A 17,469-nucleotide genomic window follows, 5' to 3' on the forward strand; every position below is an offset into this window, starting at 1 on the left:
ATGGGAGGAGATTGGTATCAAGGCGACGGCTTCCAACTACTATGGCCCTATGATCATCAAGGCATTCAGCGGTTAAAGGTCGTACATCAATTCAATGATCATGCACGTTGTCATTTTACCGTTCGAATGACGGAAGAGCAAGCACATGCGTGTTTATTTCAAGGGAGTTTACAAGATACGATTCTAATTCAGAAGGTAGGTGAAGCCGGTAAAGAGTATTGGTTTGCCGGGGGAATTTATCAATTGGAAATGCTCGTTGAGGACGGGATTTATTATGTTGTCGTGGAAGGAATATCTCGTTCCTATGAGCTTGATATTCTTCCTGAAAGCCGTTCTTTTCAAAATAAGGGTGCTACTTACACCCATGTCATTAAGCAGTTGGTGCAAGGACATCCCAAAGGGGATGCGCAAAATGAAGCTACGGAGCCTGGTGCTACCATTGGTGAATTGATCGTCCAGTATCAGGAGACGAATTGGCAGTTCATGAAGCGGTTGGCCTCCCGAGTTGGGACAGTTATTCTTCCGGATCTGGTCATGGATGCGCCCAGAATTTATTTTGGTGTTCCTGATTTATCGTGGGGTAAGGATATGAAGGCCTATAGTTATACCATGATGCAGGATATGGGAAGTTATTTGAGTTATCAAGCGCAAGCGGCCGGTAATGAATCCCTCCGTTTGCTAGAGGCCGATTGTATTCAATACCAGGTGAAGTCTAAGTACCATTATCAAGTGGGAGAGAACGTCGGCTTTAAGCGGCAGATTTGGGTGATCTATGGATCGATGATCACATATGACCAAGGAAGTATTCAATATGAATACATATTGGTGCAGAGAAAAGCGGTGCGGCGAAAGTCCAAGCTGAATCAGGCGATTCAGGGCGTAGCTTTGGAAGGAAAAGTCGTCAGCCGGGCGAATAACATGGTAAAGGTCCATCTGGATATCGATGCGCTGCATGATGAAGCAGGAAATTGGTGGTTTCCGTATTCTGCGGAAGGGAACAACATCTTTCATAGCTTACCTGATGAGGGGGCAAAGGTAAAAGTTTATTTTCCCAGCGGCATTGAGAAGCAGGCGATTGCCGTCAACTCGGCACGCGGGGCCAGTGAAGAAATGATATCACGGACGGTGTTCCAGAAACCAACGACCAAAGTGTTTCACATTCCGGGAAACACCAAGATGGAGCTGGGCGAAAATGGCGTACTCTTCAAGAAGGATACAGTGAAAATCAACCTGGAAGGCGGAAATATTCAGGTTGAGGCTAGTGAGGATTTACTGATCAATGTGAAAGAACTGAAACTGAACGGTCAAAAGGAGAAGAAACCCGAGGAGAATACGAATCAGAGCAATGCGGCAGCCTTGCTCCCAAGATCCATAAAGTTAACAGCGAAGAATTTGATTGCGATGCAAGTACAAATGGATCAATATATACTCATTACGAATAGCTTCGTGGGAATACGCAGTAAGAAAATCGATTTTAACAAAGTCGATATCCCGTTTGTGGATATGCTGGCAGAAGATGAATTGAAGGAGTTGTATGTAGAGGAGTTATTTAAGCAGGATAAAAATCTAGTTAGAGAAATACAACAAGAAAAGTGGAATGAGAAGAAAAAGAAGAAGGAGAAAGAGTTTAAATATTTAGACCCAGTTGAAGTAAGCGGGGAAGAAATTAAGGCTGAATTAAGAGCGAGAGTGAATGAAGACCCGGCTGCCATCAAAAACGCGAAAGCTCGGTTAGGAAAAAAAGATCAGAATGAACTGCAAGCGAAGTACCTAAGTCGAGGAAAGCAGGAAAGTGCGGCGAAATCAGAAGAAAAAAGTGAAGAAGAACTAACTGTAATTAAAAATAACTATGTTACAAGGTATAATCAGACCAATAAGCTCATGAGCGCTTCCTATGGAATGCAGAATGCCAAAACCGAGGAGGATCGTGCAAAAGCATATAGCGAGTACACACAGGTTTTTGAGGAAATGCAAAAATCCGGACTTTTTGCAAATGATGCAGAAGGAAAGGATGAGCTTAGTAAATACTTTAGCAAGAATGTCCCCGAAATGTTATATTATTCACGATTCAATTTTGAGCGAATCGTCATTTCAGGCCAATATGGATCCGTGCTCATGGGAGTTTTTTTTGTGGCAACGGGGATTATTGCTATTGTGGCTTCCGCCCCATCCGCAGGAAATTCCGTTATTCTATGGTCTCTTATGGTTGGAGACGTAGTATGGTCCGCAGGACAAATGTACGTTAGCTTGGAGAAACTGGATGATCTGGGGAAAGGGTATGCTAATACCGAACCTGAAATTTTCGGACTAAATCAATCCGATCTTGATAATCTCGGCCTGTTACTAACCGCATTAAATCTATCCATTCTAGCCAAGCATGGCGTGACCAAGCTGCTGGATTCAGCAACGGATGCGAATCGGATTAAGTTGCTGGAGGGAATATCTTTTAAAGAGGCTTGGCCGAATCTTAAACAGAATTTGAATAAGAATTTGAAGGAGTTTTTTGAGAATTTAAAAAAGCGTAGGATTGGGACTAGTGGTGCGAAGAGTGCTTTAGAACCTAAATTGGAGAAATATGTTAAAGATTCGTTTGAAGGTATAGGGAAAGAGGCCCAAGATAATTTCAATAAGTATTTGAGAGAAAATGTTTGGTGTGATGAAACTTTATCAAATGCTGATAAGATAGAAATTATGAAAGCAAACTTCGATAAGTTAACGCCAGAACAACGAATAAATTTTAACGTTTCAAATGAAGTGAGAGTGCTTAAAAACGTAGATTTTTCTAATTGGGGGGAATGGCCAGATATTGATTGGCCAAGTTTTCCAGGGTTAAGAAAAGATACTGCTATTGGTGTGTATAATAAAGAAACTGGGGAGATACTAATCCCAAGGAATTTAGATAGGATTGGAAGCCCTTATGGTAACAACTTAGGTATAGTAGAACATGGCCAACACGCTACACAGAATGAACGGTCCATTTGTTATATTGAAAATGAATATGCAAGGAATAATTATCATTTCGATAAAACTTACTATAAAGATGCAATTGATGCTATAAAAGATTTTAGTATTAGTAACCCTAAAAAATCTGTTAACAAAATAAATTCTATAATTGATCAGTTAAACAAGAGTAATGGAACTGCCAAACCACATATCACCGAAAATACCATTGCTAATTGGTATTCTCAATATAAATCATTCCAATCAAAACCTGAACTGATTGATTTATGTAATGAAAGAGGAATTGATTCAACCTATGGTGTTATCGGTGAAGCTGCGCCATGGAACATAAATGGAGAAGTGATCACTAAAGGTGGGGCAGGACAACTTAACACGCCAATAAACGTTAAGGCATTAGAGGATATTGGTATAATACACCATACAGGAGGTTGGTAATATGAAACGCAGTGAGTATGAAATTAAAATTAAACAACTAGGAATAAATTTGGAACGCCTAAATATTGTTATTGGAAGAAAAACAAATATCCCATTTTCGACAGGTTGTTACTTTGAAGATGAGAATTGGATTTTGTATGATGTAGACGAAAGGCAAAATTTTACGATTATTGAAAAGGGAAATGAGGATGACATTTTTAAATTTTTATATATGATAACGATGGGGAAAATAGATAGCTAGTAGTTTGTTACATTTTGCAGGCTGATTATGGTCAGATATAACCATAGTTGGCCTGTTTTTTATTTTTTTCTTATCTTATGAGTATCATTATCCTCGATTTTAGAATATTTGGATCATTCAGATAAGAATATTAAATACTAATTTGGGGTGAAATGCATGTATTTTAATGACGTAATATCCAGGATTAATAATGTCAAATGGAATGAAATTGGTACAATTGTGTCAAAAGATCTTTTTTATTTGGGTCAGAAAGAGCTAGAGTAATTAGCCTATTACTAACCAAAAAAGCATTCGAAAGTACACCCGACAATCATGCTGAAGTGGTAGAATTGGATTTCCCTGAAAATAATAATATTCCGAATGGGTGACGGCGTTCTTGAATATACGCACTTTTACTTGCGGTCTATTTTATCTCAATAAGTTCGTTTACGTTGATATCAAGTGCTTTGCAAATCAATTCAAGAGTTTCAAGGTAAACTCTATCCACACGCTCTGAGCATAAATGATTGATTGTACTGGGGCGTAGCCCTGTTAATCTAGCCAATTCTCGTTGTGTCATGTCTTTTTTATCAAGAATTTCTCGAAGACGGAATTTAATCGACATTCTCTTTCCTCCAACATGGATAGTAACGCCTTAGCGTATTTTATGATTATAGCATAAGACTTGAAAATAACATTTGATTGTTTCGGTTAAGCAGTATATAATTAGGATTAAGTTTCGGTTAAGCGTTATATGGGTTATCATAACAGTGGGGAGGATGCATATGAATGTAATCGGAGATGTCTGAGTATCGACACAAGGATAATCTATCGTATCAAAGCTGTATGATAATTGAGTTATGGTAGTCATAAGAGTGACAAATAGGTGATATCTTCTCGTGATCGATTATATTTCCAAGAGGTGAAAAAATAAAAAAGCTTGAGCACCTATTTCGAATAATCCGAAAGAAATCCGTCTAACAGTACATCTAGATAAGGCACAGTGAAACCGTCGTCGTCGAGTATTATGCCAAGAAAAAAATACGCGCTTATGAAAAACATAGCGTAAAGGTGGGCCATAGATAAACTGGATGATTCAAATGTAAAAAAGGAAGCAGCGTCTCCTCGCAAAAGAACTCGCCACTTCCTCCCCGCAACTACCTAAAAGGCAGACTGCACAATTTATCTATCATGTGTAAGTCTTTCTTTCAAGGCGTTGCCATCCATACGAAAGGAAGATGAAAATGAAAAGTATGCTGGAAGCATTATATTGTGGTGAAATTCGTCCGGAAGAGAAGATCGTCCCGAGAGATCCCGTGTTCCGTAGAATAAGAAGAGAGATATCCGAAGCCAAAGGAATATGGAAAGGGAAACTGTCTACCGATGATTTCAACCAGCTTGAAACGCTACTCGATTTGCACAGACAGACCGAGTCGATGCAGGCTACATCTTCTTTCGTAAACGGGTTTCAGCTTGGGGCGTTAATGATGATGGAAATATACGCGGCTAAGGAAGAACTTATTTATGGTTTAAGGTAATTAACCATTTTGAAAATTATAAGATTTACAAAAAAAGCTTGTTTCTACTTTGTTAGTAGGAACAAGCTTTTTTTCGTTACGAGGTGAAGCTGGACAAAACCATCGATGACCACGCGAGGCTGACTTTTACCGGGATTATCCCGGAAGAGAAAGAGGATCAGTATGTGAAAATGGCGGGCGAGCAGACGGATGTGGAGCTCCAATACACCGATGAAAACGGAAAGAACAAAACGCTGTTTCATGGCATGCTCTTAAAGCTGTTTGTAAGGGTGGATCGGGAGGTTTATTGGCTGGAGGCCGAAGCGGTGTCTCATACCTATACGATGGATATCAAGCTGGAAAACCGCGCTTTTCAGAATAAGTCCTTGCTCATTGAGGATGTGATGAAGGAAGTCGGAGGGACCTATGCCAAAGCCGATTTTAATAACACATATACGGAAAAGCGCAAGCTGGGCGCATTTACGCTGCAGTATCAGGAAACGGATTGGCAGTTTCTGAAACGCCTGGCGTCACATTATCATGCCCCGCTTGTTCCGGTTGCAACCTACAATCATATTGCCGTGTATCTGGGAATACCGGAACACCGTGATGCCGGGCCAATTCAGGCCACCCACTATAAAGTATATAAGGATTTACTGGCCTATAAAAATGCCGGCGCCTCAGGGGAGTCCGGACTGCATGAGTCCGACTTTATCTGCTATGAAGTTGTGCTTGATCTGGTGCTGGAGCTTGGAGATATAGTCACGTTCAACAAGCAGAAGCTGCACGTTTTTGAGGTTCATACAGAAATGACCCGTGGTATCTTGACCCATAAATATGTACTTTGCCGGAAAAAGGCCGGATACAAGCGTAAAATGTACAATTCCAAGATCATCGGCGCATCGATCCAAGGGAACGTCGCGGCTGTAGTCCGGGACGAGGTCAAAGTGAAGCTGGATTGTGACCAGGGTTGGAGCATGGATACGGCCTGGTTATTCCCCTACTCGACGATGTATGCTTCCGAAGACCAAACGGGCTGGTATGCTATGCCGGAGAAGGGCGATGATGTGCGGATTTATTTCCCCGGCTCGAACGAAGCCGAAGGCATCGCACTTAGCAGCGTTCGCAAGAAGCTGCCGGCCGAAGCCATGGGCGGCGGAAAAAGCGGAGTCGGCTCAGGCAATGTTACCACAACCGTCGTCAAACAGGAGACACTCCAGCCGATCGTTCATTATGACAACGATTTAAAAAAATTAAAGGATGACTTGATGGCGGATCCAGATACCAAGTTCCTGCTTACCCCCACGGGGCAGAAAATTATGTTTGAGAAAGACAAGATCACAATTGTCGGTGCGGAGAATGGCGCTTCGATTACGTTAACGAACGCCGGGTCGATTATTTTGAATAGTGTTGACAAAATTATGCTTCAAACCGGTAAGCGGATTGAGATGACCGGAGAATCGATCATGATGATCGGAGACCAGATTGAAATGTCGACCAAGGAAGATAAGGGAGGGATAAAGATCGATCAAGGACAGGTTGTGATATCCGGGGTTGAAGTCCTGATGGAATAATAACCAAATGTAACAAGGGGGGATGGATATGAACGGAATCGAAGTTTGGGAGCATTTCATGAAACAGGATGCCATACCTCTACGAAACGAGCAGCTTCATTTTTTACGGCAATATTTTGATGAATATAAAGAAATGATCGCCCGGGATATCGTACAGTTATTTGACGAGTTCTGCCTAGAGATTGAGAAAAAACAAACGGAAGGTGAATTGGGCAGGATGATGTTGTTCCAATTCTCCCTCTTGCGTTCTGCTTTAATGGAAGGCGAGCCTGTATATATGCTGGAGGCTCAGGATAGGAAGACCATGGATCAAGTCCAAATCACCCCGTTTCGGCTGAATGCCAAGTGGATCTTTAATTTTATGAATAGCTGGACTGAGCTTCTGGAGCAAAAGCGAAAGGCTTATATGAATCAAATCCAAAGCCATTCCCTTGAAGCGTGGCTCAAAGAGCAAATTTACCCGTTTCATATGTTTATGGTACATGCTGTACGGTATGCGATGGACCAGATTGAATCCTTGGAGTCGCTTCAACAAGTGGCGAAAGAACCGCTATTTGATATTCGCGTAGGCGAATACAAGGATCCGGAAATCAGCGAGTCCGTATACCGCAAAAGTGAAAATCAGCGATCCTCGATTACTTGTAAAGGGTGGATGGAAAACCTGCTGGAGCATGCCTACATTTATGAACATATCGCTCAAGTGGATATATCCGGAGGAAGCTATCGGGGAATCCGCCTGAACTATACCCGTTTTGAAGAGGTCGATTTCACAGGCAGTCAGATGCAGGACAGCTTGCTGCTGGGAACCCGGTTTATTCGCTGTACGTGTGATGAAGTCGATTTTCGAAAAAGCGTAATGTTTGATGCCGATTTCCGGGAATGCAGTCTGGTCGGGGCCCGGTTGGATGATACGCTTGGAACCCGAGATGTGATGAGCGAGAAACACGGAACATTTTTTGGCATACATGGAGTTCGATTTATGAGGGCTAATCTCAGCCAGGCAAGTTTCAGAGGGGCGAAGATTGCAGGGGATTTTACTTATGCGAACTTGGATGGCGTTGATTTTACGGGGGCAGAACTAACAGGCAGCCGAATGCTGCAGCGTGATATTTTTAAAGTTTCATTAACCGAAGAGCAGCGTCAAAGCGTGCATTGGGTGGAGGAGTAGGCAATGGAATATTTCATTGTTGAACTAGACAGGCGTTTGAATTCGATCGGAGGCGCAATAACTTTTCCGGAGACGGTATTGAAAGGGTTCGAATATGCCAATCCGCAAGAAACTGCCTATGTGAGCTCCGGCCAAGAAATAGAGTATAGCTGTTTTATCGAACGTCCGGTCTTGCTGTTTTCTGAGGACTTCCGTCGTGTCATCACTTCTTTTGAGCCGGATTTGGAGCATAAAACCGTGGTGGTGATGGATTTAAAAAGGCATATCCAAGTTCCTTATTCCTTAATGAATTTCAAAGAAATACCATGTTTGCTCCAGAATTCTACTACGGCCAAGATAGGCGAGTTTGTGATCGATGAGAGTCAGGTGCCTGGATTTAAAATTTTTAAAATTCCGTATTATCGAAGTTCCTTGCTTGTTGTACGTTTGGACGTTGCGGAAGGACTGCTTAGAAAGAGCTTAAGGGGTTTAAAGCTAAGAAGAATCTTATCCGTGGAAGGTGAATTCAAATGAGCGTTCCTCCAAATTGGAGTTTTTTAAAGCCTAAAACCATTCAGCAGTTAACGGTGGAAGAAAGATGGCGGTCCGAAGAGACTTATGTGACTCGCGGGGCTTATATGTACTGCACGATGGGAACACACGAGGATGTGCTGAACCTTACTCAGGATCATGGGGTATATGTCAATGGTCAACCCCTAATGACAGTGAAGGATTGCGTGGTTGCTTCCTCAGAACATGTAACGGGGAATGTCGAATTTGATGTTCCAGGGAATAAAGTTGATGGAAACATTTATTCCTTTGGATTTTGCCGGAGTTTATTTCATCCTCAGAAGGTGGCCGAAATATTAGGAACGCCTCTTGGACAGCCTGGCGGACCCCCTGTAGCGGACAGCTCCTATATTTATGATATTGATCCGGAGACAGAGACGTTATTGCCTGGCCAGAAAAAAATCTATCCTTGCGTTCCCAAGTTCGATCTCATTGAACACTTGACCGGCATTCCTGCAGGAGAGCCTGTATGGTCTAATGGAAGTCCTAATGTAAAAATCCAGGGGGTTCCTGCATTAACCACCAGTTCCTGCTTGTTTTGTCGCTGGGGAGGGGCGATAAAGTTTTTAACGAATGGGATGGACCCTGCCCCATATGAATTATTGCCGGGAGGAGTCAAGTAGAAGGGAGGGGAATAATGAATGGAAACGTGGCAGGAAGGAAACGAGTTCCAATTTCAATGGCCCTACAAATTAAAGGCGATACGTAGTCTCAAAATTGAAAGTAAGTTCAATGAGCATGTGAAATGTTCTTTAGTGGCGGAAATGGCCGAAGAGGATGCCGAGGTTTGTCTGCTGGAAGGAAGTTTTCAGGATAGTTTGAGGATCTTTAAGCGGACAGATGAGGGCAGTCAATATTGGTTTACCGGGGGAATTACGAGCCTTGAAATTGAAGTGGAGGACGGCATTCCACATGTCAAAGTTGAGGCGTTATCCCGATCTTATGCCATGGATTTAACCCCCCATAGCAGATCCTTTCAGAACAAACACCTCACGTATACCGGGTTGATTCAGAAGTTGGCGTCCATTTATCCAAAGGGGGATATTCTAAATGAAGCCACAAACCCGGGAGACACTATAGGTGAATTAATGGTTCAGTACCAGGAGACGGATTGGCAATTTCTAAAACGCCTTGCTTCCCGGATAGGAACGGTTATTTTGCCGGATGTGGTGATGGATGCACCGCGCGTTTATTTCGGGGTTCCGGACTTTAAATGGGGAACGGTTATTCACGCCAAAAAGTATACGCTTCTCTCGAACCGGGCGGTTTATTTGGATCTTAAGGCGCATACGGATGGGGGAGCGTTACAAGAAAACGATCTTATCAGCTACCTTGTTGTGACAGATCAGTATTGCCAGGTAGGGGATAACGTTGGGTTCAAAGGGCGAATGTGGGTCATTGCAGAATCAGCGATTACGTACGAAAAAGGAACTACTTCCTATACATATTTGCTTGTTCAGCGCTCATCTCTCCGCCGTAAATCACGCCTGAATAAAGGGATTCAGGGCGTGGCCCTTGAGGGGCGTGTGGTTAAACGGGCTAATAATATGGTCAAGGTGCACCTCGATATCGATGGTGAACACGATGAATCAGGGAATTGGTGGTTTCCGTATTCGCCGGAAGGGAACAATATTTTTCATTGCATGCCGGACGAAGGAGCGCGAATCAAGATTTATTTTCCCAACGGAATAGAGAAGCATTCCATAGCGATTAACTCCGTCCGCGGCAGAAGTGAGGAAATGACGTCCAGAACAGTGTTTCAGAAGCCGACCACCAAAGTATTCCATATGCCCGGAGAAGCGAAAATGGAGCTCGGGGATGACGGAGTATTGTTTGAAAAGGGTACGGTACGAATTCATTTAAACCAGAATGATATTCGACTGGAAGCGGATAGCCATCTTTTCGTAAGCGCAAGCAATAACTTGAATTTTGGATCCCGAGATGCGGTGATCAATTCCATTAAGTTGACAGCCAGTGACTTTATTACTTTTCAAACATTTGACTCGCAGCAATCCGTCACGGTCCAAGGAAATCGGGTTGGCATCCGCAGTAAGGAACTCCACTTTGAGAAGGTGGAGATGGACTATATTGAATTGCTTACAGACGAGGAGCTTAAGGAGCTGTATGTTGATCAGTTAACAGAAGAAGGAATGCTTTCGGTATACCTAGAGAAGCGTGAACAGAATGAAATATCATATGATGAATTGGAGGCATATGCTAGCTACAAAATAGAGGCTGATAACCTAAAGAAGGAAGATGTTCGTAAAATAATAGCCGGACGAGTGGAGGAAGATCCTAACGCTAAGCCAAACGCTTTGGAAAAAATGAGCAAGATAGATGGGATTGAGCTAAGGGATCGTTATAGGAAAAAGTTTGTTATATCCTCGAATGGGGAAGAAACGACAGAGAAGGATCTGGAAGAACAGAAGCAGAAGTATATCAATGCATATAATCAGCATAAGGCGTTGAAACAGCAGCAGTATGAAGCCAAAAACAAGGGGAATGAGGAGCGAAATCAACCTGTCCCAAGTACACCGTCCGTACCTGAGTCATCAGGAAAGCCAAACATAGGGAGTGAACAGCCCTCCAAAGGTAGTGCGCAGACTCTTTTAGGCAATGTGTTAGATGCATTTATGAAAGAGGCTGAACTGAACCTGATCATCCCACAAAAGCCCATTTATTTAAGTAAAACAGAAGATACAAATCCCTTGTATTCCCGATATACCTTTTTTCAGTTTCAGATCTCGCCTCAAATCATGTTTGCGGAAATGAACATTTTATTTGGTGCGGTAGCGATCGTGGGGGCGTTCTTCACTGGGGGAAGTTCGCTGCTCATGTTATCGCTTGCGGCAGGCGGAGCAGTTCTTGGAGTAGCGGACATAGGGATTAACGTGCAAAAGATAAATGATTTAAACGAAGGGAAAGACTACACAGATCCTACCTTTATGGGAATGAATCAAGATCTTGTAAATATAGCTGGGTTAGTCGTGGGTGCAGGAGAACTTGGGCTTGGACTAAAAGCTCTTCTGAAATCCGGGGATTTAGCAGCATATGCGCGGAATATTGATGAGTTGGATGAGGTATTGGACGCTGGGTTGAAGAGGGGACCGAAGAGTGGTAGTTTGATTGAGGAGACGGATAATGCTGCAAAGATACCTAGAACAGGACCAGAATGGGATGAGTATTTCCGTTCAAGGTATGGCGACCAGAATGTGGACTGGAAGACTAGTTCTGAATACAAACTGTATGGTGAAAAGCATATTCCTTATACACCTAAAATCAGACCAAATGCTGTAATTACAAAGCCTTCATTACCAAAGGGTGGGAAGCCCAAAGGAAACTATGCTAATGAAAAAGGTAAAAATGCTCGAGGACTAAAAAGACAAAATGAAGCCGCGAATGTGCTAGCTGAAAATGGATATCGCACGATAATGCTTGACGAAGTGCCCAATGGAAAATTTCGTGGAAACGGCTATGGTATTGATCCTGATAAAAGTCCGGATTTCATAATAGAGGGGCAAGTGTTTGATTGTTATGCTCCTGAATCCACTAAACTAAAGAACACACTTGACATACTTAGGGAAAAAACTACATTACAAGCTAGAAGAATAGTGTTAAATTTAAATGATTATCCTGTTGAAAATAGAACTGAGCTTATTGAGTTTATATTAAGTCAAACTCACAAGGATTTAAAACATTTAAATGAACTATTAGTCATTGAAGGTCGTCAAGTAACTAGAGCTTACTGGAGGTTTGAATAAGATGGATTTTCGTTTATCAATTGGTTCTAATTTGCCTAGAGAAGAATTGGGGAAATTGCTCTACGCTATGTTGTGCGAAGTGTTTTTTGTAGAATTAATTGATTATGAGGCAGAAGTATGGGCTAGTTCTTATACAGAACGCATAAATGTCGGTTGCACCTATTTTTCAATGAGTATTGATTTAGATGCTGAGGAAGACTATATTGAATATTTTCGAGAAATGAACCGCGAAGCATATGGTGTAAATACGAATGTTCTTATTAGTATTCAATTTATATCCAGTACGTTTGAGATCGGATGGGTAAAACTACTGGAAGTGATTGGAAAAATATTGCGATTGAACGATCAAGATTTGGTTTTGGAAGATGATTCCCCGGATTCATTACTGAAAAGAATTAAGGGGTCTTTACTTATCAAGGGTAATTTAGATGAATATCAAACATGGCTTATGAGTAAAGAAAATCTATCATTACTTAATTATCCGTATGAAGAAGAAGATTTTTAAAGACAGTGGGTATGGAAGGTAATTAAATTAATTCTGTCTGTTGATAAAATGACATAAGAGTTTGTAAGCAAGTTTTGTTTACCCATCGTTCAATACAATTAATAAACACCACAACAAGCGGAATCGCCGTGTTGTAGTGTTTTTTTGTCCTTGCCACTGTTTGGCGGTTGAATTCTATACCTTAAATATCGCTAAGCGTTACATTGAACAGGTCGACTGTGGACTAACATAAATGACCTGTTTTTTTGTTTTCTCACAGGTTTTTGAAAATGCTACGCAACTGTAGAATACGTCGCCCCGATAGAGAAAGTTGGGAAGTTAAGGAAAGAAATCGCATATTCTAGGATGGATAAAGATGGTCTGGACTGAAAGAGATTTAATTCTGACTGCAACATATCTAGAGATTGTAACGATGATTATGCTGTAAAGAAATCTCTGGTGACGACCAATTTACATGTTTTCGAAATCAGATAATAAAAAGGTCAATCATGTTTATACCATTGATTGACTCTTTTTATTATCCAAGAGTCTAAATTGTACAGAAAACAATAATGGTCCTAATTGAAATTTCCGACCCACTACATAGTTGGTAATGGAAAGCCAAATCCTAAATTCTAAAAGGAATGTAGGAGATAAAATATCCTATACCCTCATTGGAAAAAGATAATGTTAAAAGAAATCAGATAGAACTACAATTATTCTTCCATGTCAATCAGTTCATGAATGTGTATATTAAGCGCTTTGCATATTTGCTCAAGAGTACTGATATAAATTCTGTCCGTCGTCCCTCTGCAAAGGGCATTTATCGTTCCAGGACGCATATTAACCATAATTGCAAACTGACGTTGAGAAATATTCCGCTCATCTAATAGTTGTTGCAACTTAATTTTGATTTTCATTGTAATTTTCCCCCAAGTCTTATATAGAACAATATACCATGAATTAATAAAAAAGCATTGACTGTTACGTTGTAACGTCATATAATCAGTAGTGTGACGTTATAACGTAACACCGGAAAGTAGGGATAACGGCACTAGAAAAGAAATTGCGAATAATTCGAAAGTATCATTGAAATCTGTACGAAAGGGAGAATGAAAAATGAAAAGTATGCTGGAAGCATTGTATTGTGGTGAATTTCACCCGGAAGAGAAGATCGTCCCGAGGGATCCCGAGTTCCGTAGAATAAGAAGAGAGATATCCGAAGCCAAAGGAATGTGGAAAAGGAAACTGTCTACCGATAATTTCAATCAGCTTGAAGCGCTACTCGATTTGCACAGACAGACTGAGTCGATGCAGGCTACATCTTCTTTCGTAAAAGGGTTTCAGCTTGGGGCGTTAATGATGATGGAAGTGTACGCAGCTAAGGAAGAACTTATTTATGGTTTAAGGTAATTGCAGTGAAAACCATTTTGAAAATTATAAGATTTACAAAAAAGCTTGTTTCTACTTTGTTAGTAGGAACGGGCTTTTTTTGTTACGAGGTGAAGCTGGACAAAACCATCGATGACCACGCGAGGCTGACCTTTACCGGGATAATCCCGGAAGAGAAAGAGGATCAGTATGTGAAAATGGCGGGCGAGCAGACGGATGTGGAGCTCCAATACACCGATGAAAACGGAAAGAACAAAATGCTATTTCATGGCATGCTCTTAAAGCTGTTGTGGTTTGATCAAATATACGCGGTTCGGGATTTAATGAATGAGTAACGCAGCGTGATCTTCGGCGTTCATTGCATAGTATAATAGAAAAGCCAGCAGCGGAATTCCCCACGTTTGATGAAAAAATGGCGGCGTATGCTAGCTTTCAGCAGGAAACAATAGATCTATGCCTGGTTTTACGGATTGGTATAATCTCGAATACGTGATACCAAGAAAACCGGAGTATTTCAGTAAAGAAGCAGATCAGGGTATCTTTTATTCGAGATATACGTTTGAGCAACAAATCATCAATCCGCAAAAATCGGAAGCGTGGATGAATCTCATATTCGGCATAATTGCGATTGCTACTGCTACTGCCATCCCCAGCGGAGGCGGGTCGATGTATTTATTTGCCATAGTCAACGGGGGCTGGGGCGTAACCCAAGTTGGCGTAAGTATGATGAAATTGAGTGACCTGAACAATGGGGATGGGTTCACAAATCCTAAACTTCTGAATGTAGACCAAAATGCATTAGACACTACAGGAACAATACTTGGTTTCGTCGACCTTGCGATGCTGGGAAAAGCCGGAGCAAGAGCTGCAAGAAATAAAATGGTCGATACGAGAAGAAACCTGTCCATGGTAGGGGTAAACAGCCCAGCCGTACAGCGGATGCTAAAAGATATGGGAGTTAAGCTGAATAATACGGGAGCAAAGGTCAAGGCTGGGTTAAAAGATCTGAATGTAAAACTGAATCCGGCAATACGGACCAGGGCCGAAAGTGCGAATTGAAGGGGTTCCTGGAGGTTTGGGGAGGTGCAGGGAAAGGTTGTTCAGGATCATTTTCATTTAAATTCAGAAGTAGAAAATATTCATCATGTTCTTCCTGATAAATAATTAAACAAATTATAACTCCTGCAATTCTTAGAAGAGTGTCAGGAGCTAAAGGAGATAAGAAATGGAAAATAACTGGTTTATTATTTCTGATTTCCCTTTTAACCCAGATTTTCATTATGAGATATTCCAACTGTTGTTAAATAATGATTCTAAAATTCTGCTTAGAAAAGATAATGTGGAGTTTGAAGATATGGACGAGGATGTTCAAGCTGAGATAGTGGAAGAGAATTTTAAACAATATGTTGATGGTGTTCTTCATTTTAATTCAAAAAAAGTAAAAGATGATTTAGATAACGAGATAAAAAAATTGCTTATCAAGTCAGATGATATATTATTAGGAAGTGGTATCTATCACGAATTGTTCAACTCTACAGTTGACGAGGAGACACTATGTAAAATTAAGTTACTAATAACAGAAAAAATAAATCAGTCACACGAGCTAGGTACATTTTTTAGAAAAGAAGCGTTGAGATTTCGGGACATAGAGGATAAGTCATTCCGAATTATAGAAGATAGAAAGAAAAACTTTGATTGGTATGAAATAAGTCAAGGTGAATTGCACCACGCTTTAGTTAGTGAAGGTTTGTACAATATTATTATCACAAATGATATTGAAAATTTTAATGATTTTAAATATTATCTAAATTTTATTGAAGATGAAGAGTTTATTTTGGCAATTAAGGACAATATTGGGGACTTTGAACAAGAGATTGTTCCCAAGATCAATCGAGTATTTTCCAATAGATTTGAAATTCAAACCAGTATTTAAAGGATTTTTTACAAGTTGAATTTAACAAATTGTTATTTCATTTAGCTTATTTAACTGTTGGAGGAAACTTGTAAAAACTGCATTGCGGTGAATAGGTCGATTATGGTCATATAGAGTGTCTAACCTATAAAAGAAAACATCTCGAAAGAAGTAATTATCCATGATCATCCTGTAAAGGAGGCATTCAGAAGCTAGGGCTCATACATCGGGCGTTTGTTGTCCTGTATAACATCTCATCCAGAAGGCTTAGTAGTAGCTTATATAGCTACACTGATTCCATCCCTCACGCTATTCTGAATGTCATGGTACAGAATGACTATAATGAGCAGGAAGCTGGGCGGCAATATCTATTATGGAGGAGGTTAGAGTCCAGCAAGAGTTAAACGCCCCCGCCGTTACAGAAGGGAGGGCGAATCCATGGAACGAATATCATTAGACAAAGCCTTAACCCTGATGCAGCAGGGGAATATGTTAGGACATGGATTTGATCTTGATGAACTGATTGGAATCTTCGTCAAATATATCTGAGGAATTTATAAGTATAGGCTTATTCCAATCTAAACTAATAGGAATAAGCCTTTTTGCTATAACTAAGGATTATTGCTTAACCTAGCTTAATCATATAGGAGTTTCTTTTTGGAAATTTTGCTAATTGGACTGACGCTCCCGTTACCTTTTATGTTTACGTTAGCCTATAGTTATATTTATTTAGTTGTCTTCCATTACAAGAAGTTCATGCAAGCTGATGTTGAGTGATTTGCAAATCTGTTCCAGGGTGTCAAAATAGGCGGCATTGACTTTATCGGAGCAGAGATGACTAACCGTGCTTGGTCGGATATTCATTCTGCGGGCGAGTTCTCGCTGACTCATTCCCCGTTCTTCTAGGATTTCTTTTAAACGAAGCCGGATTGGCATTGATTAATTTCCCCCATAACGTTTTTTCGTTTCAGCTATTAATACTTTCTTCATGATATCATGAAAATCCTCTTGAATGTAACGGCGTACCGTGATATCATAAAAATATGATACGGAATACCGTTATACTACATAATAAATCAACTACTTATTGCGTAATTCTCTCTTCAAGGAGTAACACCAAAATTCCCCTGAAAGGAAGATGGAAATGAAAAGTATGCTGGAAGCATTATATTGTGGTGAATTTCGCCCGGAAGAGAAGATCGTCCCGAGAGATCCCGTGTTCCGTAGAATAAGAAGAGAGATATCCGAAGCAAAAGGAATGTGGAAAGGGAAACTGTCTGCGGATAATTTCAACCAGCTTGAAACGCTGCTCGATTTGCACAGACAGACCGAATCGATGCAGGCTACATCTTCTTTCGCAAACGGGTTTCAGCTTGGAGCGTTAATGATGATGGAGATATACGCGGCTAAGGAAGAGCTTATTTATGGGTGAAGATAATTTGCGGTAACACTCGGCACTTCTAAAAGCTTGTTTCTACTTTTAGGGTGGGAGCAAG

17 protein-coding genes are annotated in these 17,469 nt (G+C 41.0%); 14 read left to right on the top strand and 3 right to left on the bottom strand.

From position 1 onward, the window contains the following. A complete protein-coding gene (locus NYE74_RS09530; RefSeq protein WP_124333196.1) occupies nt 1-3,396 on the top strand; it encodes a hypothetical protein in 3,396 nt (1,131 codons plus the stop codon). Between the two features lies 1 nt (nt 3,397). Further along, nucleotides 3,398-3,637 (top strand): hypothetical protein, encoded by a 240-nt coding sequence (locus tag NYE74_RS09535; RefSeq protein ID WP_124333195.1) that lies wholly within the window; start codon nt 3,398-3,400, stop codon nt 3,635-3,637. A 403-nt stretch (nt 3,638-4,040) separates the two neighbouring features. Here the strand turns inward: NYE74_RS09535 and NYE74_RS09540 are convergent, their stop codons facing one another. Further along, entirely contained in the window at nt 4,041-4,241 is a 201-nt protein-coding gene (locus tag NYE74_RS09540; protein ID WP_124333194.1) for a helix-turn-helix domain-containing protein, read from the bottom strand. Nucleotides 4,242-4,860: 619 nt separating this feature from the next. Here NYE74_RS09540 and NYE74_RS09545 point away from each other — a divergent pair. The 7 genes from NYE74_RS09545 (at nt 4,861) to NYE74_RS09575 (ending at nt 12,690) form a co-directional block, all read left to right on the top strand. Next, nucleotides 4,861-5,154: a DUF6809 family protein gene (locus tag NYE74_RS09545; RefSeq protein ID WP_124333193.1), complete on the top strand. Its 294-nt coding sequence runs from the start codon at nt 4,861-4,863 to the stop codon at nt 5,152-5,154. A 170-nt stretch (nt 5,155-5,324) separates the two neighbouring features. After that, the gene (locus NYE74_RS09550) at nt 5,325-6,707 is read left to right on the top strand and encodes a contractile injection system protein, VgrG/Pvc8 family (protein ID WP_316560591.1); all 1,383 of its coding nucleotides are present in this window, start codon (nt 5,325-5,327) and stop codon (nt 6,705-6,707) included. A 58-nt stretch (nt 6,708-6,765) separates the two neighbouring features. Next, nucleotides 6,766-7,875 (top strand): pentapeptide repeat-containing protein, encoded by a 1,110-nt coding sequence (locus NYE74_RS09555; protein ID WP_341004760.1) that lies wholly within the window; start codon nt 6,766-6,768, stop codon nt 7,873-7,875. A gap of 3 nt (nt 7,876-7,878) precedes the next feature. Then, nucleotides 7,879-8,388, top strand: a complete 510-nt coding sequence (locus NYE74_RS09560) for a hypothetical protein (RefSeq protein ID WP_124333190.1) — start codon at nt 7,879-7,881, stop codon at nt 8,386-8,388. Further along, nucleotides 8,385-9,047, top strand: coding sequence for a DUF4280 domain-containing protein (locus NYE74_RS09565; RefSeq protein WP_036619879.1), 663 nt, complete (start codon nt 8,385-8,387; stop codon nt 9,045-9,047). The genes NYE74_RS09560 and NYE74_RS09565 overlap by 4 nt, the downstream gene beginning before the upstream one ends. A gap of 18 nt (nt 9,048-9,065) precedes the next feature. Then, complete coding sequence (locus NYE74_RS09570) at nt 9,066-12,185, top strand: CdiA C-terminal domain-containing protein (protein WP_316560587.1); 3,120 nt, start codon at nt 9,066-9,068, stop codon at nt 12,183-12,185. 1 nt (nt 12,186) lies between these two features. Continuing rightward, nucleotides 12,187-12,690 (top strand): hypothetical protein, encoded by a 504-nt coding sequence (locus NYE74_RS09575; RefSeq protein ID WP_115311351.1) that lies wholly within the window; start codon nt 12,187-12,189, stop codon nt 12,688-12,690. A 695-nt stretch (nt 12,691-13,385) separates the two neighbouring features. On the opposite strand, the gene NYE74_RS09580 is transcribed toward NYE74_RS09575, so the two are convergent. Then, the gene (locus tag NYE74_RS09580) at nt 13,386-13,589 is read right to left on the bottom strand and encodes a helix-turn-helix domain-containing protein (protein ID WP_036619881.1); all 204 of its coding nucleotides are present in this window, start codon (nt 13,587-13,589) and stop codon (nt 13,386-13,388) included. Between the two features lie 199 nt (nt 13,590-13,788). On the opposite strand from NYE74_RS09580, the gene NYE74_RS09585 reads away from it, so the two are divergent. From NYE74_RS09585 to NYE74_RS09600, 4 genes are all read left to right on the top strand, one after another. Next, nucleotides 13,789-14,082 carry a DUF6809 family protein gene (locus NYE74_RS09585; RefSeq protein WP_124333187.1) on the top strand — a complete coding sequence of 98 codons (294 nt, stop codon included), beginning with the start codon at nt 13,789-13,791 and terminating at the stop codon, nt 14,080-14,082. A gap of 56 nt (nt 14,083-14,138) precedes the next feature. Then, nucleotides 14,139-14,396 (top strand): hypothetical protein, encoded by a 258-nt coding sequence (locus NYE74_RS09590; protein WP_124333186.1) that lies wholly within the window; start codon nt 14,139-14,141, stop codon nt 14,394-14,396. Between the two features lie 118 nt (nt 14,397-14,514). After that, the gene (locus NYE74_RS09595) at nt 14,515-15,120 is read left to right on the top strand and encodes a hypothetical protein (RefSeq protein WP_124333185.1); all 606 of its coding nucleotides are present in this window, start codon (nt 14,515-14,517) and stop codon (nt 15,118-15,120) included. 166 nt (nt 15,121-15,286) lie between these two features. Continuing rightward, nucleotides 15,287-15,994 carry a hypothetical protein gene (locus NYE74_RS09600; RefSeq protein WP_124333184.1) on the top strand — a complete coding sequence of 236 codons (708 nt, stop codon included), beginning with the start codon at nt 15,287-15,289 and terminating at the stop codon, nt 15,992-15,994. Nucleotides 15,995-16,702: 708 nt separating this feature from the next. On the opposite strand, the gene NYE74_RS09605 is transcribed toward NYE74_RS09600, so the two are convergent. Then, the gene (locus NYE74_RS09605; RefSeq protein WP_124333183.1) at nt 16,703-16,909 is read right to left on the bottom strand and encodes a helix-turn-helix domain-containing protein; all 207 of its coding nucleotides are present in this window, start codon (nt 16,907-16,909) and stop codon (nt 16,703-16,705) included. A gap of 208 nt (nt 16,910-17,117) precedes the next feature. On the opposite strand from NYE74_RS09605, the gene NYE74_RS09610 reads away from it, so the two are divergent. Beyond that, on the top strand, nt 17,118-17,405 hold the full coding sequence (locus tag NYE74_RS09610) for a DUF6809 family protein (protein ID WP_124333182.1): 288 nt from the start codon (nt 17,118-17,120) through the stop codon (nt 17,403-17,405). Nucleotides 17,406-17,469 lie beyond the last annotated feature (64 nt).

Origin of the sequence: Paenibacillus sp. FSL P4-0127 (genome assembly GCF_038007325.1) — a bacterium.
GTDB classification, from domain to species: domain Bacteria; phylum Bacillota; class Bacilli; order Paenibacillales; family Paenibacillaceae; genus Fontibacillus; species Fontibacillus macerans.